Below are 19913 nucleotides of genomic sequence, written 5' to 3' on the forward strand. Positions count from 1 at the left end.
AAAACTTCTTCATGGTCTATCCTCCCAGTTAAGCGGCATGGGCCTCCTCCCATGCCGATAGTGTCAAAAATGCTGAAAATCAGGCCGCGTCTGAAAGTGTAGCTGCTCTTTTGGCCATTCGTGCCGCGAGCAGGATCGCTTCGCGCGTGGCCCCTACGTCAGCGATACCCTTCCCGGCAATATCGTAAGCGGTGCCATGGGCGGGAGTGCAAAGCGGGAACGGCAATCCGCCCATCATTGTTACCCCTTTATCGAAGCCCATCAGCTTCATCGCGATCTGCCCCTGATCGTGATACATGGTCAGCACCGCGTGAAAGCCGTCCTTCAGGGCCCGCAGGAACACCGTATCCGCCGGGAACGGGCCGTCGACGTCAAACCCTTTGACCCTCGCCGCCCTTACTGCGGGTTCTATGATGTCGATTTCTTCCATGCCAAAGCTGCCACCATCACCGGCATGTGGATTGAGTCCCGCCACCGCAATCCTTGGATTGTCGTATCCTGCCTTCTTCAGGCATATCCAAGCTAACTCAAGCTCAGCAAGAATTCCCTCAACGGTCAAAGCCGAAGCTACATCCTTGAGCGGAATATGCGACGTCACACGTGCATTCCAGACCTTCTCCAGCACATTGAACTCGCGAACCTTACCCGAGAAATTCAACACATCGGCAACAAAGCGGATTTCGTCGTCGTAACCCGGATAGGCAAATCGCATCGCCTGCTTGTTGAACGGCGTGAAACAGACAGCCTTTGCGTGTCCAGCATCGGCAAACTTTAACGCAATACGAAAGTTTTGCGTTGCGAAGGTCCCCCCAACCAATGTGGCTTCACTACGGACAACATCCTTCGGATCGAGATTCTTCAAATCAACGAAGACATGCTTGTCGACCGACATGCTAAATGCATTTTCGAAAGTGGCATCCTGCAGATCAAGCTTAACCCCCGCGATATGTGCTCCTTCGTCGAGAATGCGGCGATCACCGAAGACGATGATATGCGCCTCTTTTTGGACATCCGGCAAAGCAAGCAAACGCGCTGTCAGCTCAGGACTGACGCCAGCCGGATCCCCCATCGCAAGTGCAATTACGCTTGGTTCAGAGCCGGTACCGGTCATTAGAGTCCTCCTCGTCTGCATTCTGTATGCAGCATGCATATGATAGCTTATCGTAACGCGCAAGTATTTTGTATTCTGTATGCAGTCTTTTATATTGACGATTGAGAGCAGGCCAGCCATCCTCACCTAAAATGTAGAGGAGAGGATTCGAGCTCACTCTTTGAGAAAAAGGCCGATGAACGAAATTCAAAAACCCGATCACGCCGCAGACGGCTCACAAGCGTTCCGGCGCACAGCTTTGCACGATATGCTTGTCAACCATCTGCGCGACATGATTATTGAAGGGCAGCTGGAACCTGGCACCCGTCTGCATGAGGGTCAACTCGGAGAGCAACTGGGTGTGTCTCGGACACCGCTGCGTGAGGCTATCAAGTATCTGGCCAGTGAGGGACTGGTGGAGCTTGTTCCAAGCCGCGGCGCTGTTGTGAAACGGTTTAGTGCATCTGATGTCAGAGACATGCTCACCGTTCTGCGTACGCTTGAGGAACTTGCTGGTAAACTCGCCTGCGAGCTTGCTAGCGATCAGGAAATCGCCCTGGTTCGTTCGCTGCACGATGAAATGATCGAGCGCTACAAGCATGCTGACCGACTGCAATATTACAAACTGAACCAGCAGATTCACCTCGCCATCGTTCGTCTTGCCAAGAACGCCACGCTGACAGACATTCACCAGATGCTGCAGACACGATTAAAGCGAATTCGTTTCATCGCCCATGAGGGCGCCGAGAAATGGGCGGCAGCGGTATCCGAGCACGAAGAAATGATCGAGGCTCTGGAAGCCCGCGACCCGGCCCGGCTGTCCGAAGTACTCGGTCGGCATTTGACCAAGGCATGGGAGCGCGTACGCGACTCAATGTGATTGCTTTCAGACATTTAATTTTGTCTGTCCGCTCTATAGAACAGATCACTGTTTGATAGACAAAGTCCGCTGGTGTCTACTTCTATCGACCGCGGCACAGATGAGGCTAGTGACCGCGGCATCATACAGTCTACCCTCCGCATGGCATCAAGCAACTGGAGGCCATGCGGAGGGTCTTCCCTGCGCCTTCTCCGGCATTATATGATTTAGAGAATCGTTCCAACGCCGCCCTGCAACGCTATTACGGCTACAAACTCAGGAATTCTAACTCACCCGTGAGGACGCCACCCACGCACAGTAATGACGTGTGAACCTAGACTAACTATCGAAATGTATCAGCCCGATTTGACTGACTGGTCCCGCTTGGTGTGCTTTCAAGTTCCCTAGGAAGAGGCGCGCTTGAGCAACGCAGATGCATCTCGCGAACGAACGCCTTTCGTCGTTTCTCATCGTTCTCTTTTATTGCCGCCGCGATACCCAAGCCATATGGACCAATGAGAAGTCCAGGGGCAAGATCGGAAACTTTTGTTTCTCTGGCCTCATAGTTAACAGCCTCGGCACGAATTTCTTCACACGGCAACGACTGCCACTTAACATCACGTGTTGAAAGCGAAGCTGCATAATTCTGCGGAGATGTTGTGCATCCAAGCAAAAGCACTGACAGCAGGCAAACAACCCCTACTCCGAAACGCACCACTACCATTCTGTTCCGTTTCTCTCTACTACAAGCTTCACCTGTGCAAACCACCGCTCTAATCTGAACTGTTTTTATTGCCTGTGAGTATTGCATCTGCGGCCAGCCCACCTGCCATCCGGTATTCATCTGACCATTCTTCGTCATCAAATAAGCAAAGTGCTATTGTTGCGCATCGCTGCCTCTCCCGGAGGAGAGCCAGCGCGATCATATCAACAGGTTCATTTTTCTTCGATTCGGAGATTTCTAGCCACAAACTTCTGGCCGCGTCTTCGAGATCACGAGGAAATTCCATGCCGTTCGCCTCGTCACGTCGTTAAGGACACAATATTTTCAGCTCGTCGATTCACAAGCTCTTATCCGCTATTTCTATGGTTTCACAAATCGGCACGGCAGGCACTTCTCAACAATGCCACATTAAACGAAACTTTCTTTCGACAACGTCGTTTAAGGACAATGCCAATCCGTACGGATACAAATACTAATGGCCGATTTTAAGAAGAGCGAGGTAAGGCTTGAAGCCGGATTTATTCTTTAAGAGCATACTGGCTTTGTGCGCGGCTTTCCTTGTGGCTGCCATCATCGTCAGACTTTATCACGAGTATCACGACATTGATCCAACTTGGGGCAATATACGTTCGGGTGTGCACCCGGGCTGGGACACACCGGAGAATTAGTTTCTAGAAGCTTCAGAAACCCTGCTTGCCCTGTAAGTCGGGCTTCCTGGGGCTGCAGCATCCACGTCAATGTGGATGTTTCTGATTTCGATGGACGGTTGCCCGACCGGAAAATCAACGATTTGTCCTGTATCGGGATTTTGCAAATCGGTTGCGGTATAACCGCGGATCTCGAAACGCATTCTGCCGTCGACAAGGCCCAAATAAACGATATCAAAAATCGTGCCGGACTCAGTAGGTTCATACTCATCAGGATTTGGCGTCTCCAAACCTTTAGCGTAGTCGCGTGGAGGGACAATAGGACTTCCACTCAGAATGAACTGCGTCTGTCCGAAGGTGCCTGTTGCTGGTGCAGGATGATGCGACGTCTCAGCGATCTCCATTGAAACCTCTGCGCCCCACGCTTCTTGCGCATGCAGGTCTGTAGAAAAAATCAGAGTACAGGATGCCGCCGAGAATATTGCGGGCACCGAATTGTACTCGCAAGCATAGTCATCGGCTGCTCCTTTTCCTGATAGCAAGTCAACGGGGTTGTTTTGACCTAAACGCGTTACGCATGCAATCCTGCATATTGAGTGTTTTTTCTATAGAACACATGCCGATGATTATCACGATTTTATGACTGCAATCATCAATACTTTAAGTTAGGGTCTATGCGTAAGGTTACCTGAAATCTCGATAGCGAGGCACTCATGTCAGTTGAAGCCAAGTCCGTTCGCATTATCCGGACAGTCGTTGAAACACTGCGTCCTCAGTTCAACGTCGAGTTATGGGATGGTACTCGCTTCGGTGCGTTCGATGGTCCGTCACTGGTAATCAATGACCCGACGATTGTTCGTCAGCTGCTCATTAAGCCCAACTACGATTCCCTGATCGATATCTGGACATCCGGTCGTGTCGATATCCGCAATGGCACCATCTTCGATCTCGCCAAAGCAAAAACCGACGGGAGTGTGAAGAACAGGTTGAAAGAGCTGCCAAAGTGGCAACTACTGAAGGATCTTCCAGCTCTTCTGTTCGCCGGAAAAGTCGATGCTCGCCCCGCCCTCAACGGCAAACAGCCTTTCGTTAGCGGGTCGAGCAAGGAAGCGATTACCCATCATTACGACGTATCCAACGAATTCTACCGTTTATTTCTCGATGAAAGGATGGTTTATACTTGCGGTTACTTTACCGACTGGGCCAACGATATCAATCAGGCTCAAAGCGACAAGCTGGAACTCATCTGCCGTAAACTGCGTTTGAAGTCCGGGGATCGCCTTCTGGATATAGGCTGTGGCTGGGGTGCGCTGCTGATCTATGCAGCGCAGAACTTTGGTGTTGTGGGCACCGGTGTTTCTCTGTCAGATGCGCAAACTGCGCTGGCCCGCGAAAAGATAAAACAGGCAGGACTTGAAGACAGGATTACCATCCACGTCAAATCCTATACAGAACTAGACGGTCAGTTCGACAAGATTTCTTCTGTGGGAATGTTCGAGCATGTCGGAATCGCCAACTACGACAGCTATTTCAGTGCTGTGAATCGGCTTCTACGCCCCGGTGGGCTTTACATGCACCACGCAATCACACGGCGCATGAAGAAAGACAAGAAATCATTCAAACGTAAAAGCGCAGAGCATAAGGCGCTAGTGAAGTATATCTTCCCCGGTGGAGAACTCGATCATCTTGGAATGACCATAGAGAACCTAGAACGGTACGGTTTTGAGGTTCACGATGTCGAAAATCTACGGGAACATTATGGTCGCACTTGCCAGGTATGGTGTGAAAGACTTTATTCCAACTTCAACGAAGCCGTTTCAGAAGTCGGTTATCCGAAAGCGCGCCTCTGGCTGCTTTATCTTGCGGGATGTTCGCTGGCCTTTGAGAGAGGTACTGTCCAAATCAACCAAACGGTGGCGTCTAAACGCAAACGTGGCATTTCCGCTGCGCCGCAGACGAGAGCGGATATCTATGCCAGTTTCGGTGAACCTAGAAACGAATAAAGGCTGTTACGGCAGATAACTCGCCGTTAGCACAACCATCGTGTCAGAAAAAGCACCACCGTACCTGCCCAACCACAATCCGATAGTCCTACGTCCAACCTGCTGTGATTATCCGATTTCACGTATGTGGCGGTCTGGCAAGGTTTCGCTTTGAGCCAGCCTGCCCCGCTTTGGTACGCTTCGGTCGAGAACGGCAGCAAGATTTGTAATCGATACGTGATTGCAATATCTTGCTGCCCTTTGTCATTTTATGCTTCGGGTGAATAACCGAACGTTACAGCCGGATTTTCAGCTGTCTCCACCCAGATACTCTTTGCTTGAGTATAAGACATCAATGCATCCTTGCCGCTGGAGCGGCCGTAGCCGCTGCGTCCGAAACCGCCAAACGGCGACATGACCGAAATGGTTTTATAACCATTGATCCAGAAGGTTCCGGCCCGCACCTTCGCTGCCACACGATGCGCCCTCGCGACATTCTCAGTCCAGACCGCCCCGGCAAGTCCGTAGGGATTATCATTGGCGAGAGCAATTGCTTCTGCCTCGTCATCGAAAGGCATAACCGCAACAACCGGACCGAACACCTCCTCTCTGGCTATCGTCATTGCCGGGTCAACTCGATCAAGGATCGTCGGCGCATAGTAATAACCCCCCGTTTCCTCTAGTGCTTCGGGTTTCTTTCCACCTGCCGCAAGCACCGCACCTTCGGCCACACCATCCCTAACCATCTGATCAATCTTCGTCCATTGACGCGAATTGTTGATCGGTCCGATATGCGAATTATCGTCATAAGGATCGCCAACAACGATGCGATTGGCAGCGTCAACGTAGCGTTCCACAAACTCCTTATGGATGGACCGGTGAACCAGCAAGCGTGACCCGGAAACGCAACTCTGCCCCGCTCCGCTGAAGATAGCTGACTGCGCGCCGATGATCGCGCGATCTATATTGGCATCGGGGAATACAATGTTGCCAGACTTTCCACCAAGCTCCAGAATGCACGGGACCACATTCTTTGCAGCAGTCGCCGCGATTGTTGATCCGGCCTGTGCCGACCCGACAAAAACGATCAAACCCGTATGCGGATGGGAAACGACAGCCTGTCCGGCAGTGGGACCACGCCCGGCAATCACGTTTACCAGTCCGCGCGGCGCACCGCCCTGCTCACACATCAGTCCAAGGATAAGGGTAGAAAGCGGCGTCAGCTCAGAAGGTTTGATGACAACGCCATTTCCAGCGCAGATTGCGGGTGCGATCTGCCATCCACCCGTAAAAAGCGGTGCGTTCCACGGCGTAATTTGGGCAACGACGCCGATCGGTTCATGTCGGGTATAGTTAAGATGACTGCTTGGTACGGGAATGACATCGCCATACAGCTTGTCGCACCAGCCAGCATAATACTCGAACATCTCTGCAACCCGGACCGCTTCACCGCGAATGTCGCGGATGGGACGACCGGCGGAACGACTTTCGATTTCAGCGATCAACGCTGCGTTTTCACGGATACGCCTGGCGATCTCGTTCATCACGCGCCCACGGGCTGATGCTGTCAGTGCCATCCACTCTTTCTGAGCCTGAACAGCACTATCCATCGCTGCATCGACAATCGAACTATCGGCATCCTTGAACGAGGCAAAAACCCTACCAGTCGCCGGGTCCGTCAGGTTCTGTTCTTCACCGTTTCCTGCGACTATCTCGCCATTCACAAAACTGCCGATTTCCCGCTTAGGAAAGAAGTTCTCAAGAATTTCAAAAATGCGCCCGGCTCGTTCTTTGGCATCAAGGGATTGATTCATCATCTGGCTCCTAATTTGACGAAACGGGCAGGAAGGCGCCCATTCGGGTGAAGTCGTCACTATCCTTGAGATATTCCGATTCAGCCCAAAGTTTTGCCACAACCGATGTCAGCGGATTGTCCACGCCTGTGCGTTCAGCCATTTCCTGTGCTAGGCGTACATCCTTACGCATCAAACCCATCGAGAAGCCGCTGTCGAAACGATCATTCATTATCCAGGTTGGAAAATGAACTTCGCTGATCACGGATTTACCGGAAGCCGCATTCAGAACACGGAGCGCGGATTCAGGGCTTATTCCAGCGGCATGTGCAAGTTTCAGGGCTTCGCCGGTGGTCACCATATGGGCAGCGGCCAGCAAATTGTTGACGAGCTTCGCAACATTGCCGGCACCGCTGGGTCCCACATGCAAGGCCTTGGCAGCAATCGCTTCGATAACAGTTTGCGCCAAGGCAAGATCCGCGTCATTGCCCCCGATCATCATCGTAAGTTTACCAGATGCAGCTCCAGCCGGACCACCACTTACGGGGGCGTCGAGGAAACCATGCCCGACCGAAGCGAGTCTCTGCGCGAGCGAACGGCTCACGTCCGGTTCGGAGGTGGACGTATCGATAATGACGATGCGTCTGTGTTCACTCTTCAACTGATGGATATGCGCACTGACTACATTCTCGACGTCTTGAGCAGTCGGAAGCGAGAAAACCAGAAATTCTGATTGCTCAAAAAGCATGTCGAGCGTGTCTGCAGGCATCACATTTGCCGCCTCGGCAAGGGCCTTGCGCTCCACGGAAAGATCGTATCCCAGCGTAACAAACCCTTTTGCCACAAGGGTCTGTGCCATACCCAGCCCCATACTACCAAGGCCGACCACACCGACTACCGGCTTCTCCGGTTGCGCCATTCCACATCTCCATTGTCCGCCGATCAACCCCAAGGCCCATCGCTTGATTAATGGGAAAAAACTCGCACCAAAGACGCCGGACGCATAGCCGGTTTGGAGACAACGTTGCGTCCCGTCATAAGCAACAGTCGCTAAAGCGAACTATCGAAACGCTGCCATATTGTTGGCGAGAAATCCGCTCAGCCGCTCCACTGAAAGCGGCAACCGACGCCGGGCACGTACCATCAAATGTGCACTTGCCTCAGCCAGAAGCGGATCTGACAACTCACGTATAGCGACAGCCCCGCGAGCCAATTCGGTGGAGACTGCAAAGCGGGGCAAAAACGTTATGCCAAGTCCGGCAATCACGAAGCGTCTCAAAACATCAATTGAGGTCGTTTCAACGACGGGGGAAATCGCAAAACCGCGATCAGCGGCAACACGTGTAACTAAACGGGTAATACCATGGCCAGGTCCGAGCAACGCATTGGGCAGACCCGAGCAGTCGGCCAGTTCCAGCCGGTCTTTGGCCAACAGGGGATGCTCCGGTGACGCAACCAAACAGAGCGGCTGTTTGGAGATTGCAAGCGAGCGAACCCGGACATCAACCAGCGGATTATATGCAATGCCGATATCGGCATCCCCGTTCGCAATCCCGTCCAAAACGCTCTCAGTGCCGCCGAGTTGCATATCGTACTGCACATCGGGATAGACCTTTACGAATGAACCAAGCCCATATTGCAAAACGTCGGCGAGAAATCCTTCGCCGCAAAGAATGCGGACACGCTTTTGTTGCACTCCCTTGAGAAAACCAAGTTGTTCGGTAAGCAGGCTATGCTCTTCCAACACCCGCCTCGTATGCTCCAGAACCAGTTCGCCAGCTTCAGTCAAAGCCACACCGCGCGCATTTCGTTCAAAAAGAGACAAGCCAATCTTGCGCTCAGTTTCCGCGATTTGGCGGCTCACAACGGAAGGTGCAACATGCACGTGTTCGGCAGCACCTCGAATCGAGCCAATTCGAGCCACCGCCATGAACATTCGCAATTCTTTCGCATCTAGCGTTTCCATGGCACTATGTCGCTCAGTTGGCATCAAGGAATCAAAGTGAAGGAGAATAGCATCAATCCGATGCCAGCTCACTTGTGACAAGTTTGATCCAGAAATTGGCACCTATTGGCAAAAGGGCATCATTGAAATCATAAAAGGGCGAATGCAAGCCCGGATTGGCTCCGTCTCTACGGCTGCCAAGCCAAAAATAACAACCCGGCTTCTCCTGTAGCATGAAAGCGAAATCTTCGGCGGCCATGCTTGGAGCTACATCCAGAACGCTGAGACCAACATCGTTCGAAACGGCCAGTTCACGGATTTTGCGGGCGTTGGCAGGCGTATTGATCGTGGACGGATAGCGTTTTTCGTAATCAACGCGTGCCGTACAGCCAAAACCCTCGGCAATTGAAGTAGTAAGCTCATGCATCCGGCGTGCGATCATCTCCCCGACATCGGGCAGAAACCAGCGGGTGGTTCCGCGGATGATAATGTTCTCTGGAATGACATTCCAGGCGTCTCCGCCGTGCATCTGTGTCACAGAAACTACAGCGGATTCCAGCGGCGAGACATTGCGACTGGCAATAGTTTGCAATGCTGTGACCAATTGCGCGGCGGCGACCACCGGATCAGCACCTTCATGGGGCATCGCTCCGTGCGCCCCCTCGCCAATCAGTTCGATCTCAAACGTCCCGAAAGCCGCCATCATCGCATCATTCCGAGCGACACAGGTTCCAACATCAAGCGCAGGCCAATTGTGGAGGCCATAAACCGCATCGACGGGAAAATCCGTAAACAGCCCTTCGCGTACCATTTCGCGACCACCGCCTTCGTTTTCTTCAGCCGGCTGGAAAATGAAGTTTACAGTTCCGTCAAACTCAAGCTTGCTGACAGCTTTGGCTGCAGCGAGGGCCATGGATACGTGCCCATCATGACCGCAAGCGTGCATTTTGCCCAAGTTCTCTGAAGCATAGTCCACACCGCTTTTTTCGACGATTGGCAAGGCATCCATATCTGCCCGGATACCGATCGCGCGTTTCGATGTTCCCCGCTTCAAGCTGCCAATCACGCCCGTTCCGGCAAAACCGGTGCGAACGCGGAAACCCCAAAGCTGAAGCTTTTCCGCTATAAAGGCGGCGGTACGGCTTTCCTCGAACGCAAGTTCGGGGTACCGATGCAAATGATGGCGCCAGGCCGTCGCTTCCGCCACATCGGCTTCGCTGAGAACACCACACATTATATCAGTCTCCCTAAGTATTCATGGCAGGCTCGGAGTCGAACCTGCCATGAGTCAAATTAACCTGTAATTCGCAGTGTCAGATCAGCGACGACCACCGAACCAAGGTATGTGCCAATCATCACGCAAATAGCGATGATGACAATTTTCCATCCAGAGCGGCGGGCAATCTCAAATTCGTTGCGAGTCAACGCCAGCCCTCCATAGGCAAGCGCCGGCGTTGCGAGCGCAAGAAAATTCAATTCTCCGACTTTCGCCAGAACATAATCAGCGCCAGGGACGCCGGGGATGGTGATGAGAATGGCGATGAGCGAAACCCAAGCTACACTCGGTAAGTAAAAAGGCATATAGCGAGCCAATATCAAGCCGCCGATAGATGCAGCGTAAAGCAGCGCCATGCCGGGCAGCGCTTGGGTCGGCGTTACATTCGTTCCTACCCAGTTCGCAACTAACCCGAGAAAGCAAGCAATAACTAGGAGCAAGGCATTCTCAACAATATCGATCTTGCGTTCGTCAGTTGTATTGACTGATAAGGTCAAGTTATCGACTGCATTCTTCAGTGAATTGGAAGTCATCACTCTCTCCCTTACGCGGCGTTGCGATATTCTTCGGGGCGGCACTTTTTATAGAGCCATTCCGTAAGCGGCAACGCTACAAAAAGGCCAACATATAGTCCCGTAGCATAGGTGAGGATATTGCTCGCAGCAGCCAAGGCCAGAATGAGATCTTTCTTCTCCGGCAAAACGCTAACCAGTCCGCCTGTGCAGGCAGCGAGCATACTGCCCGAACCAACTCCGCATGACATTGCCAACGCACGAAAGTCAAAAATGCCCAGACTGTTGACCAGCGGTGGCATTAAGGCAAAAATGAACGTACCAATCAGCGTTCCGGTAGCGTAAACTCCCATCACGCCCGCGCCTTCCGGGCTATCCAGACCGTATTTGTCGGCGATAAGCGCGAGGTTAGGCTCGCGATCAATAGAATAAGTCGCCCCAATGGTTTCCCGTCCCATGCGCAGCAGGAACACGGCGATCGGAAAAGCGACCGCGATCGTGCCAAGATTGCCCATCTCTTGCAAAATCAAAGCAGGTCCAGCGGCTATAATATTCTCGATTTGAGGACCAACCGTCGTGCCGAACTTGGCAATGAAAGGCATAATAGCGATAGTTATCATGGTACCTGAAAGCTTGACGGAATCAGACTTCAGAACCCTCCCCGTCGCCTTTAAGATGTTCGGGTTCAGAATAACGCCAAGAGCAAATGCGTACAGCATCGGCAAGAAAATCACAGCGCCTATTCCAATAGATATTTTCTGAATGCCAATCAGTTCCGAAATACAGATGATTGCTAATACAAAGGCATGCAACCAGATATGGCGCATCGCAAATACATTGTTCCCCTTCACGCGAGCCTCCTTTTTCTTCTTCAAAAGCTTTATGTCTCAGTATGATGAGTTTAGATTCAAGTACCAGCCTCAGTGAGAGGAACACAGCGTTGCACCTGCGACAACACGTAACGTCAGTGAGTACATGTCAATCAAGCTGCACGACTGAATTTTCGTTCGTCGCCGGAATGGTCGAGCTGCGCTCCGTAAACAAAGAAATGGTTTGGGACAAGTCGGCCGCCCGCTCATATGCTCAGGCAAGGCTTTCAACCGGCTATGGTCCACAGAATCTGAGGCCATTACATCGCGGACAACGGACACTAGCGCTTGGATGCGCCATATCATGGGCATAGCGGTGTTTATGGCATGCTCGGTGTCCCGTTACTCGGACAGCTCCTAAAACCTATATTCTATATTCTATATTCCTGTTTGGTAGTTCGCCTTGCGCCACGTATGACGTCGCATTGCAGAAGCACAGCCGTTTGGGCAGTAACCATAGAAGCGAGCGAAAGCGATTGGATTGTTCGATGCCGAAAGCTAACAGCCAGTCATTCGCCGCAGCAGATTTGCGTTTGTTCATATCCTAGGCAAGCAACGAAGTCAGATCATGCGAGTATTCGTTAAGCTCGCGAAGGTCGAGCTGAGTTTCCACATGATTGATATGATGCGCCATCAGACTGGCCGCGCTCAGCACATTCTTTTGTACTATCGCATCCACGATCTGATCATGTTCATCCGATCCGCAATTGAAGCAATTAGCCTTGCGATAAACTGCGGTTATAAGGGACGTCCGCGACACCAGATCACGCATCATCGTGTATAGAAAATCCGAGGATGCCAGTTCGGCCAACAAAAGATGAAACCCACCGGAAAGCTTGATAATATCCGTCGTGATATTTCGTGCGTAGGCGTCCCGCTCTTTGGCGATATGATCGCTGAGCCGCTTAAAATCGGTTTGCGTTGCAGATCGACACAGCCGCTCCACGACGCAGCGTTCAACCGTGCCCCGTACAAAGAACACATCGCGAGCTTCTGCAATTGTGGGCTTGCAGACAAACGCACCGCGATTAGGAAGAATATCGACAAGGCCTTCCCGTTGGAGGACGACCAGCGCCTGCCGAATTCGAGCACGGCTGACATCGAAAATCTCAGCCATCTGCTCTTCCTTGAGCTGCACGCCCGGACGCAGACGTCGCTCCGCGATCGATAGCCAGACTTTCTCGACAATCTGCTGCGTTGCTGCTCCCCTCTGTTCTACCATACACCTTTCCCCATCGTCACCACCCCCAGTGCAACCCCGAGAAGTGAACCATAGCAACACTAGAAGGCAACAATATTGTCAACAATTATCACGATTCACACTTCTTGAATGATCGTCCTGTTTCTGATCGCACTCTTGAGGCGAGGATAATCATAGCTGTTGACCTTGGAGGTCTTATACCCAGCACCGACAAGGGCTTCTGCCATTTTTACAGCAGCCGTCACTCCATCGATTACCGGCACTCCGGTCGCTTCCTTAAGACGGTCACATAATGATGACATTCCAGCGCAACCAAGCACAATCGCTTCTGCTCCGTCCTCAGCCTTCGAGCGTTCAATCTCTCTCAGTAACAGCTGTTCGGCTCTATACGAATCTTCTTCCAGCGCCAGCACCGGAAGATCTATCGCACGCACCTTGCGGCAGTGCCGTTCGGCACCGTAATCACTCACAAGATCTTCGATGATAGCAACCGAGCGCGGAAGCGTCGTGATCACCGAAAAACGGCGACTGATGGTCATTGCCACCTGTATCGCGGCCTGACAAATTCCGATGACGGGACCTTTAGCCACTTCGCGTGCCGCATGCAAACCGGGATCATCAAAGCAAGCTATGACGTATGCATCCACACCCAGAGCCTCGGCCCTTCGAATTTCTTTCAATAAACCAGGCACGGCCAGCGCTTCATCCGCACCACCTTCGATACTGACCGGCGTGTCGGTCGGATTCGCAGCAGATATACGCGTATGATCATGCTTGACCAGCAGAGCACTCTCCAACGCTTGCGCCGTCATGGACGCCGTGGAATTAGGATTGATGAGATGAATATGCATAATGGTATTCTCTGCTGCCTAGCCTTTAACCTACTGTTTCGGCTTCTTAAAATCCCCGATAGGCGGAGCTTTCAAAACGAACTGGCGGTCTGATGTCACATAATTGTCAGCGTGAAGCCGGGCTATAGGCTGATACGAATCAGAGTTCACGTAGTGGCCCTCTGCATCGAGGCAGTTGCGACGTACATGCATCTGTACCACTTCGCCCAGAACCAGAGTCCGGTTGGGGTAGTCGATCAAACGCTCAACCCGGCACTCGAAAACGCATGGTGCCTCCTCAGGATAAGAGACATCGATCTTGCGACACCGAATGGGACTCAATCCTGCAACTTCGAGTTCGTCCACCTCGCTGTCGAAACCAAGCCCGCAAATCAGCATTTGTTGAGACAGAGCCATATCCACCATGCTGATAGCAAACTCGCCGGAACGACGTATGTTCACCATGGTGTCTTTCTGCTCCCCTGTCAGACGCGGTTGAATACCCAAAACCACAATAGCCGGATCATGAGAGAACACGTTAAAAAAGCTCATCGGCGCAGCATTGTTATGCCCCGCTTCCGATCGCGTTGTCACAAGCGCAATCGGACGCGGACCGATGAAGTTGGTCAGCAGTCTGTAGCGGCTTTGCGGTTCAATGGCCTCAAAATCAAATTCCATGGGCAGCTCAGTTTTGACAGTAATTTTACCTACAATAATCTTTCATATTGTCGACAATACTGCAAGCAATTAAATCGTCGAGTTGACTTTTTCACGCGTATAGCGATTGTCTGCATCAACAAGGAGAAATCACTTATGAACGCACCCGCTGCAATGTCAGTCGATCAGATAGTTGAAAGGGTTTGGCTTTCGATCGCTGAACGGCGATTGCGTCCTGGCGTACAACTCAAAGAAGAGCAGATGGCGTCGATTTTTCATGTCAGCCGCGCTCGTATCCGTCAGGCTCTGATCGTCCTTGAACGCGACGGCCTTGTGACGATCATCCCCAATCGTGGCGCCTTTGTCAGCAAGCCATCCGTGGAAGAGGCGAGAGACGTGTTTTTTGTTCGACAGGCGGTAGAGCGTTGCATTGTAGAACGGCTCTGCGCTTCGACGCTGAAGGAGAGTGTGAAGAGGCTTCGCGATCACGTGAACAAAGAGCGGGTTGCAAACGCCGAAGACAGCACAACAGACATCATTAAACTTTCCGGCGGCTTCCACCTTTTGCTGGCGGAGCTCACCGGTTCCGATTTTCTGTTCACGACTATGCGAGACCTTATTGCTCGTAGCTCGCTCATCACCGCCGTTTATCGAAACACTGCGCGCTTCAATTGTGGGCCCGACGAACATGCTGAAATCGTGGAAGCCATTTCTGCGAAAAATGCGCAGAAGGCCGTGCATCTTATGGCGCATCATCTGGAACATGTAGAATCCGAACTGGACTTGAGCGAGATACGCGATCTTTCGCATGATCTGCGCGCTGCATTGGGATAAGTGAAGGAAGCCAGATACCCGCTCCTTCGCTGGTGTTCCTTTTCAAACATCCGTTTCAACCAGATGACAGGCGACGCGTGTGCGGTTTGGCAATAGCTGCATTGGCGGCACCTCACGCGAGCAACGCTCGATGGCAAATGGGCAGCGGGGATGAAAGGTGCAGCCCGAAGGCGGTTTAAGTGGACTTGGCACCTCGCCACCGGCGGGTTCGCGGTTGCGGTTGGGTACTTCGATATTCGGGATCGTTTCCAATAGAAGCTGCGTATATGGATGACGCGGCCTGGCAAAGAGCTCTTCCGTGTCCCCCTCTTCCACAATCCGCCCCAGATACATCACTGCGATACGGTCCGACATGTGTCGAACGACGCTCAAGTCATGACTGATGAACAGATAGGTCAGGCCCAGCTCATCCTGGAGCCGGCGCATCAGATTTAAAACTTGCGCTTGAACGGATACGTCAAGTGCAGAGGTGGGTTCGTCGCACACAAGAAACTCAGGTTCGCTTGCGAGCGCGCGGGCAATTGAAATGCGCTGACGTTGTCCGCCCGAGAACTCGTGCGGGAACTTCTCGCCGTCCGACGGGGAAAGTCCAACGGTACGCAGAAGCTCTTCGACACGCTCCCTCACTTCAGCCGCACTATTACGCAGCTTCAGTTCACGCAACGGTTCTGCGATGATGTTCTTCACTCGCCAGCGCGGATTGAGCGAGGCGTACGGGTCCTGGAAAATCATCTGCGCTGACAAGGGAGCGCCACTTTTGCCAGGCGCAAAGCGCATTTCGCCGCTTGTCGCATGGTGCAGGCCGGTGACAAGTCGCGCCACAGTGGATTTCCCGCAGCCGCTTTCGCCTACTATGCTGAGGCAACCACCCGCCGGCACGGTAAAGCTGATACTATTCACAGCCTGCAAGTATTGCTTGGGCTTGCGCTCCACCACCCGGTTCAGCCAGGGAGCGGACACATCAAAAGTTTTGACAAGTCGGTCGACAGTCAAGGCGGGGGCTTTTTCCAAAGGTTTTATCATGCGGTGCCTCCTGCATTCAGCCAGCATGCACTAGCGGACTGATCGGAAAGTATGAGTTCCGGGCGTTCGCGCAGACAGCGAGGCCCAGCTGCTTTGCAGCGGGGGTTGAAGGCGCAACCATCGGGTATAGCGTCGAGGCGTGGCATAGAGCCATCGATCTGGTTGAGCTTCTCAATCCGCGCACCAAGCGAAGGGATCGAAGACATCAGTCCTTGCGTATAGGGGTGAAGCGGCCGGTGGAGCACCTGCTCCACCGGTCCGATTTCGATCAACCGCCCGGCGTACATGACCGCAATTCGGTCGGCAGCTTCAGCAATCACACCCATATCGTGGGTAACAAGCATGACAGCGGTCTGCTTTTCCTTGCACAGCTTACGCAGGAGCGAAATGATCTGCGCCTGGATCGACACGTCGAGTGCAGTGGTTGGCTCATCGGCGATGATCAGCTTTGGTGACGCTGCAAGCGCGAGCGCGATCACCACGCGCTGGCGCATACCGCCCGAAAACTGATGAGGATACTGGTTGACTCGTTCTTCTGGCGAAGGAATGCCCACATCCCGCAACAGTTGCACAGCAAGGGCACGTGCGTCGGCGCGACCAAGACCGAGATGCCGTCGAATGGTTTCTACGAGCTGCGCTCCCACGGTGAATAGCGGATTTAGCGAAGTGAGCGGATCCTGGAAAATAGCTCCGATTTCGCGTCCGCGAATTTTCTCCATAGCGCGATCATCAAGCGTATCGATCCGTTGCTTACCGAGCCAGACTTCGCCGCCCGCAATATGGCCGGGCGCCTCAAGCAGCCCCTGAATGGCAAGGCCGGTCATGGACTTGCCCGCGCCGGATTCACCGACAACGCCCAAAATCTCACCCGGAAGGATCGACAAGCTGACATCCGACAGCGCGGTCACCGTTCCGTGACGCCCCGGAAATTCCACACGCAGGTTGCGCACCTCAACGACTGGTTCCTGTATCTCAACCATTTGCGTTTCCCTCTGTCGGCCCTTCTATCGGATAGCTAGGCGGAAAGATTTCAGCGACCGGAGGATTATTCCAGCTCCGCTCGGGATATTTGGCGATCAACCCGTTATATTGCGCCTGCGCCTGATCGCGGGCCTTTTGCATGTCGAAGCCGGCCAAGTGGCGGTTCAGCATGGAAACGCGACCGTCAACGAAAACGGCTTCAGTGATCTTGCCTGACCCACCGGTGACGATTGTGGTAATCGGATCGATGGATGGAGCCATGAAGACATCATCGAGACGGAAAACCGCAATATCGGCCCGAGCACCCGGCGACAGATGGCCGAGATCGGAACGCCCCAGCGCCTTTGCGCCACCGATCGTCGCTGCGTCGAAAAGATCGGCTGCACGCAAGTGGTCCGGCACACCATCGGCGACACGACCGGTGATTAGGCCGACCAGCAAGTTCATCAGCATGTCAGGAGGCGTCGTATCCGTACCCATGGCAATGTTGATCCCGCGCCTGCGGCAGTCGGAGATCGATTTCAGGATTGAACCGCCTCGACCTGAGACCAACGGGCAATGGATAATGGATACACCGTTCTCGGCATAGAGACGAAGGTCTTCATCGGTAGCGTTGGTGGCGTGTGGCGCAATCAGACGATCACTCAGCAGGCCATTTTTGGCAAGCCAGACCGGCGCGGTGGAACCGTGCAGCATACGCACCGTATCGACCTCCATTGCCCCTTGCGCCATATGAAGGCGAAATTTGCAATCGAGGTCGCGCGCTGCAGCATCGGTGCGCCGGATCAGCTCGAGCGTTGAGGTTTCGACGCGATCCGGCGCCAGCATGCCGCGTACCAGATCACCATGACGACCATTCTGGCGCTCGATATAAGCGATCGCGTCCTTCAGTCCCTGAAAGCCCCGCTCCTCGTCAAATACAGGCACCATCTTGCCCGGTGCTTCCAGCACCATACCGCCTGAACGGTAGGCGGGGCTGAGATATACACGCAAACCAAGATCGCCTGCGGCTTCGGCGGCTGCATCGAACTCGGCGACCGTTTCCCCCCATTCGCGGTAGAACAGCGAGGCAATCGGAGCGGCAGTGGTGATACCGTTCAACAATAGCTGACCGAAAGCAAAACGCTTCTGAAAGGCCAATTCATCCTGCGTGTACATCTCGTATGGCCCTGCATCCACGTAGGAGCGCGGCCATACGCGACCCTTCGCCCAGCCGGGATGATGATCAATGCCAAGGATTGTCGTATCGAGGTCTGAAAGCGCATCGAGATCGATCAACCCAGGACTGATCAGTGCATTGCCGAAATCAATGCGACGGGCCACTTCACCAGCGAAATCGTGTCCGACATACAGAATCTCGCCATTCTCGAATACGACCTCGCCGTTCTTCAGAAGCCGGTGACCACCATCTTTGTGTCCTATTACCCAGCTGGCTGTGACAAGTGTGCGTCCATCCGGTCGACGACCAAGTGGAAGGACTTCCAGTGCTGTGTTCATCACGGCACCTCCACCACAGCAATACCCTGACGGGCCGTGACACGACCGCCCTTGACAACAAGCGGACGCGGGGCAACATCCACAACCGCATGAGCCAATGTCTCACCAGTCAGAAGGGTGAAATCGGCATCACAGCCAACATCCAGTCCGTAATTTTCAAGACGCATGACGTCTGCGCCGCCCTGAGAGACGATATGCAGAACATGCTCAAGATCATGATCCGAGCGCACGCCGTTTTTCATGCCGATGATCTTCGCACGGTCGAGCATGTCCGGCTGGCCCCATGGCCCCCAAGTATCACGGATGCCGTCGCAACCACCGCCAACGCGAACGCCTGCGTCCTTGAGCCGCTTGATTGATGGCACAGTGGCCGACGGCGCACCGGTGGTCAGGATGGCAACATCTAGAATAGCGAGCTGTTCGATCAGCTGACCGACACGCAGGTAGTCATTCATGCCAAGTGCAAAAGCGTGGCTGATCGCTACCTTGCCTTCCATTCCATTAACGCGAATACGCTCGAAAATAAGTTCCATCGTAAATGCACCGAGGTCACCCGTTTCGTGTAGATGGATGTCAATCGGCACACCATGCTTGGTTGCAAGAGCGAATAGAGTATCGAGCTGTCCCTTAGGGTCACGATCTATGCCACACGGATCAATCCCGCCTAGAACTTCGCAGCCCTGCCGGAGCGCCTCATCGAGCAGCTCCTTCGTGCCCGGCATGACCATAAGGCCCGATTGTGGGAAGGCCACGATTTCAATATCGATGATGCCCTTCAGCTTCTCGCGCGTTTCCCACAAGCCTTCAACCAGAGACAGGCCGTGGGTCGGATCAATATCCACGTGACTGCGGATATGCGTGCTGCCATGCGCGACCAGACCGATGGCGTGGCGCATCGACTGGCGATGCGGATCAATGCCGATTTCGAGCCGATGCTCGCGTTCGAAATCGATGCGCTCGCGCAGGATCGCAGCGCGATTGTTGGCATGCCAGGGCATGCCCCAGGTGGTCTTGTCGAGATGAGTGTGCGCATCAATCAACCCTGGTGCAACAATGGCGTTGCCGCCATCTTCTACAGCCATATCCGGCTCTGCATCGAACTGTCCGAAACCAGCAATCTTTCCGTCCCTGATCAGGATATCACAAGTTTTACCTGCCATCGGTCGGACGTTGCGGAGCAAAAGATTGTTCAT

General features: G+C 53.4%; 19 protein-coding genes. 3 read left to right on the forward strand and 16 right to left on the reverse strand.

The window, feature by feature from the left end; all coding sequences use genetic code 11:
* Positions 1-79 precede the first annotated feature (79 nt).
* The gene (locus tag FJQ48_RS07065) at positions 80-1111 is read right to left on the reverse strand and encodes a 4-hydroxythreonine-4-phosphate dehydrogenase PdxA (protein ID WP_139974468.1); all 1032 of its coding nucleotides are present in this window, start codon (positions 1109-1111) and stop codon (positions 80-82) included.
* 175 nt (positions 1112-1286) lie between these two features.
* On the opposite strand from FJQ48_RS07065, the gene FJQ48_RS07070 reads away from it, so the two are divergent.
* Positions 1287-1970: a GntR family transcriptional regulator gene (locus FJQ48_RS07070; protein ID WP_139974469.1), complete on the forward strand. Its 684-nt coding sequence runs from the start codon at positions 1287-1289 to the stop codon at positions 1968-1970.
* A 752-nt stretch (positions 1971-2722) separates the two neighbouring features.
* On the opposite strand, the gene FJQ48_RS07080 is transcribed toward FJQ48_RS07070, so the two are convergent.
* Positions 2723-2959 (reverse strand): hypothetical protein, encoded by a 237-nt coding sequence (locus FJQ48_RS07080; protein ID WP_139974471.1) that lies wholly within the window; start codon positions 2957-2959, stop codon positions 2723-2725.
* A 378-nt stretch (positions 2960-3337) separates the two neighbouring features.
* Positions 3338-3724: a hypothetical protein gene (locus tag FJQ48_RS07085; RefSeq protein WP_247870305.1), complete on the reverse strand. Its 387-nt coding sequence runs from the start codon at positions 3722-3724 to the stop codon at positions 3338-3340.
* Positions 3725-4033: 309 nt separating this feature from the next.
* Here FJQ48_RS07085 and FJQ48_RS07090 point away from each other — a divergent pair, with 309 nt between their 5' ends.
* Positions 4034-5323 carry a cyclopropane-fatty-acyl-phospholipid synthase family protein gene (locus tag FJQ48_RS07090; RefSeq protein ID WP_139974473.1) on the forward strand — a complete coding sequence of 430 codons (1290 nt, stop codon included), beginning with the start codon at positions 4034-4036 and terminating at the stop codon, positions 5321-5323.
* Positions 5324-5571: 248 nt separating this feature from the next.
* On the opposite strand, the gene FJQ48_RS07095 is transcribed toward FJQ48_RS07090, so the two are convergent.
* The 9 genes from FJQ48_RS07095 to FJQ48_RS07135 form a co-directional block, all read right to left on the reverse strand.
* Positions 5572-7116, reverse strand: a complete 1545-nt coding sequence (locus tag FJQ48_RS07095) for an aldehyde dehydrogenase family protein (RefSeq protein ID WP_139974631.1) — start codon at positions 7114-7116, stop codon at positions 5572-5574.
* A gap of 10 nt (positions 7117-7126) precedes the next feature.
* The gene (locus FJQ48_RS07100) at positions 7127-8014 is read right to left on the reverse strand and encodes an NAD(P)-dependent oxidoreductase (RefSeq protein ID WP_139974474.1); all 888 of its coding nucleotides are present in this window, start codon (positions 8012-8014) and stop codon (positions 7127-7129) included.
* A gap of 141 nt (positions 8015-8155) precedes the next feature.
* Entirely contained in the window at positions 8156-9061 is a 906-nt protein-coding gene (locus tag FJQ48_RS07105; RefSeq protein ID WP_139974475.1) for a LysR family transcriptional regulator, read from the reverse strand.
* Positions 9062-9113: 52 nt separating this feature from the next.
* Positions 9114-10274 carry a M20 aminoacylase family protein gene (locus tag FJQ48_RS07110; RefSeq protein ID WP_139974476.1) on the reverse strand — a complete coding sequence of 387 codons (1161 nt, stop codon included), beginning with the start codon at positions 10272-10274 and terminating at the stop codon, positions 9114-9116.
* A gap of 59 nt (positions 10275-10333) precedes the next feature.
* Positions 10334-10849: a hypothetical protein gene (locus tag FJQ48_RS07115; RefSeq protein WP_139974477.1), complete on the reverse strand. Its 516-nt coding sequence runs from the start codon at positions 10847-10849 to the stop codon at positions 10334-10336.
* Positions 10850-10860: 11 nt separating this feature from the next.
* Complete coding sequence (locus tag FJQ48_RS07120; protein ID WP_139974478.1) at positions 10861-11703, reverse strand: DUF3100 domain-containing protein; 843 nt, start codon at positions 11701-11703, stop codon at positions 10861-10863.
* Between the two features lie 538 nt (positions 11704-12241).
* On the reverse strand, positions 12242-12919 hold the full coding sequence (locus FJQ48_RS07125) for a GntR family transcriptional regulator (protein ID WP_139974479.1): 678 nt from the start codon (positions 12917-12919) through the stop codon (positions 12242-12244).
* Between the two features lie 95 nt (positions 12920-13014).
* Positions 13015-13749, reverse strand: a complete 735-nt coding sequence (locus FJQ48_RS07130) for an aspartate/glutamate racemase family protein (RefSeq protein WP_139974480.1) — start codon at positions 13747-13749, stop codon at positions 13015-13017.
* A 30-nt stretch (positions 13750-13779) separates the two neighbouring features.
* On the reverse strand, positions 13780-14406 hold the full coding sequence (locus tag FJQ48_RS07135) for a flavin reductase family protein (protein WP_139974481.1): 627 nt from the start codon (positions 14404-14406) through the stop codon (positions 13780-13782).
* Positions 14407-14541: 135 nt separating this feature from the next.
* On the opposite strand from FJQ48_RS07135, the gene FJQ48_RS07140 reads away from it, so the two are divergent.
* Complete coding sequence (locus FJQ48_RS07140) at positions 14542-15219, forward strand: GntR family transcriptional regulator (protein ID WP_139974482.1); 678 nt, start codon at positions 14542-14544, stop codon at positions 15217-15219.
* A 42-nt stretch (positions 15220-15261) separates the two neighbouring features.
* On the opposite strand, the gene FJQ48_RS07145 is transcribed toward FJQ48_RS07140, so the two are convergent.
* The 4 genes from FJQ48_RS07145 to FJQ48_RS07160 are packed head-to-tail and all read right to left on the reverse strand — an operon-like array spanning position 15262 to position 19913.
* Entirely contained in the window at positions 15262-16242 is a 981-nt protein-coding gene (locus FJQ48_RS07145) for an oligopeptide/dipeptide ABC transporter ATP-binding protein (RefSeq protein ID WP_139974483.1), read from the reverse strand.
* Complete coding sequence (locus FJQ48_RS07150) at positions 16239-17222, reverse strand: ABC transporter ATP-binding protein (protein WP_139974484.1); 984 nt, start codon at positions 17220-17222, stop codon at positions 16239-16241. Before FJQ48_RS07150 ends, FJQ48_RS07145 begins: the two co-directional genes overlap by 4 nt.
* Entirely contained in the window at positions 17215-18720 is a 1506-nt protein-coding gene (locus FJQ48_RS07155) for an amidohydrolase family protein (protein WP_139974485.1), read from the reverse strand. The genes FJQ48_RS07150 and FJQ48_RS07155 overlap by 8 nt, the downstream gene beginning before the upstream one ends.
* The gene (locus tag FJQ48_RS07160) at positions 18720-19913 is read right to left on the reverse strand and encodes an amidohydrolase family protein (RefSeq protein WP_139974486.1); all 1194 of its coding nucleotides are present in this window, start codon (positions 19911-19913) and stop codon (positions 18720-18722) included. Before FJQ48_RS07160 ends, FJQ48_RS07155 begins: the two co-directional genes overlap by 1 nt.

This window comes from Ochrobactrum sp. CGA5, assembly GCF_006345815.1.
In the GTDB taxonomy this organism is placed as follows: Bacteria; Pseudomonadota; Alphaproteobacteria; order Rhizobiales; family Rhizobiaceae; genus Brucella.

Coding starts and splice junctions, on each gene's coding strand:
- FJQ48_RS07085 (WP_247870305.1), bottom strand. CDS start 3,724: ATGGAGATCGCTGAGACGTCGCATCATCCTGCACCAGCAACAGGCACC.
- FJQ48_RS07140 (WP_139974482.1), top strand. CDS start 14,542: ATGAACGCACCCGCTGCAATGTCAGTCGATCAGATAGTTGAAAGGGTT.
- FJQ48_RS07080 (WP_139974471.1), bottom strand. CDS start 2,959: ATGGAATTTCCTCGTGATCTCGAAGACGCGGCCAGAAGTTTGTGGCTA.
- FJQ48_RS07100 (WP_139974474.1), bottom strand. CDS start 8,014: ATGGCGCAACCGGAGAAGCCGGTAGTCGGTGTGGTCGGCCTTGGTAGT.
- FJQ48_RS07090 (WP_139974473.1), top strand. CDS start 4,034: ATGTCAGTTGAAGCCAAGTCCGTTCGCATTATCCGGACAGTCGTTGAA.
- FJQ48_RS07160 (WP_139974486.1), bottom strand. CDS start 19,913: ATGAACAATCTTTTGCTCCGCAACGTCCGACCGATGGCAGGTAAAACT.
- FJQ48_RS07145 (WP_139974483.1), bottom strand. CDS start 16,242: ATGATAAAACCTTTGGAAAAAGCCCCCGCCTTGACTGTCGACCGACTT.
- FJQ48_RS07070 (WP_139974469.1), top strand. CDS start 1,287: ATGAACGAAATTCAAAAACCCGATCACGCCGCAGACGGCTCACAAGCG.
- FJQ48_RS07135 (WP_139974481.1), bottom strand. CDS start 14,406: ATGGAATTTGATTTTGAGGCCATTGAACCGCAAAGCCGCTACAGACTG.
- FJQ48_RS07115 (WP_139974477.1), bottom strand. CDS start 10,849: ATGACTTCCAATTCACTGAAGAATGCAGTCGATAACTTGACCTTATCA.
- FJQ48_RS07105 (WP_139974475.1), bottom strand. CDS start 9,061: ATGGAAACGCTAGATGCGAAAGAATTGCGAATGTTCATGGCGGTGGCT.
- FJQ48_RS07150 (WP_139974484.1), bottom strand. CDS start 17,222: ATGGTTGAGATACAGGAACCAGTCGTTGAGGTGCGCAACCTGCGTGTG.
- FJQ48_RS07125 (WP_139974479.1), bottom strand. CDS start 12,919: ATGGTAGAACAGAGGGGAGCAGCAACGCAGCAGATTGTCGAGAAAGTC.
- FJQ48_RS07095 (WP_139974631.1), bottom strand. CDS start 7,116: ATGAATCAATCCCTTGATGCCAAAGAACGAGCCGGGCGCATTTTTGAA.
- FJQ48_RS07155 (WP_139974485.1), bottom strand. CDS start 18,720: ATGAACACAGCACTGGAAGTCCTTCCACTTGGTCGTCGACCGGATGGA.
- FJQ48_RS07110 (WP_139974476.1), bottom strand. CDS start 10,274: ATGTGTGGTGTTCTCAGCGAAGCCGATGTGGCGGAAGCGACGGCCTGG.
- FJQ48_RS07130 (WP_139974480.1), bottom strand. CDS start 13,749: ATGCATATTCATCTCATCAATCCTAATTCCACGGCGTCCATGACGGCG.
- FJQ48_RS07065 (WP_139974468.1), bottom strand. CDS start 1,111: ATGACCGGTACCGGCTCTGAACCAAGCGTAATTGCACTTGCGATGGGG.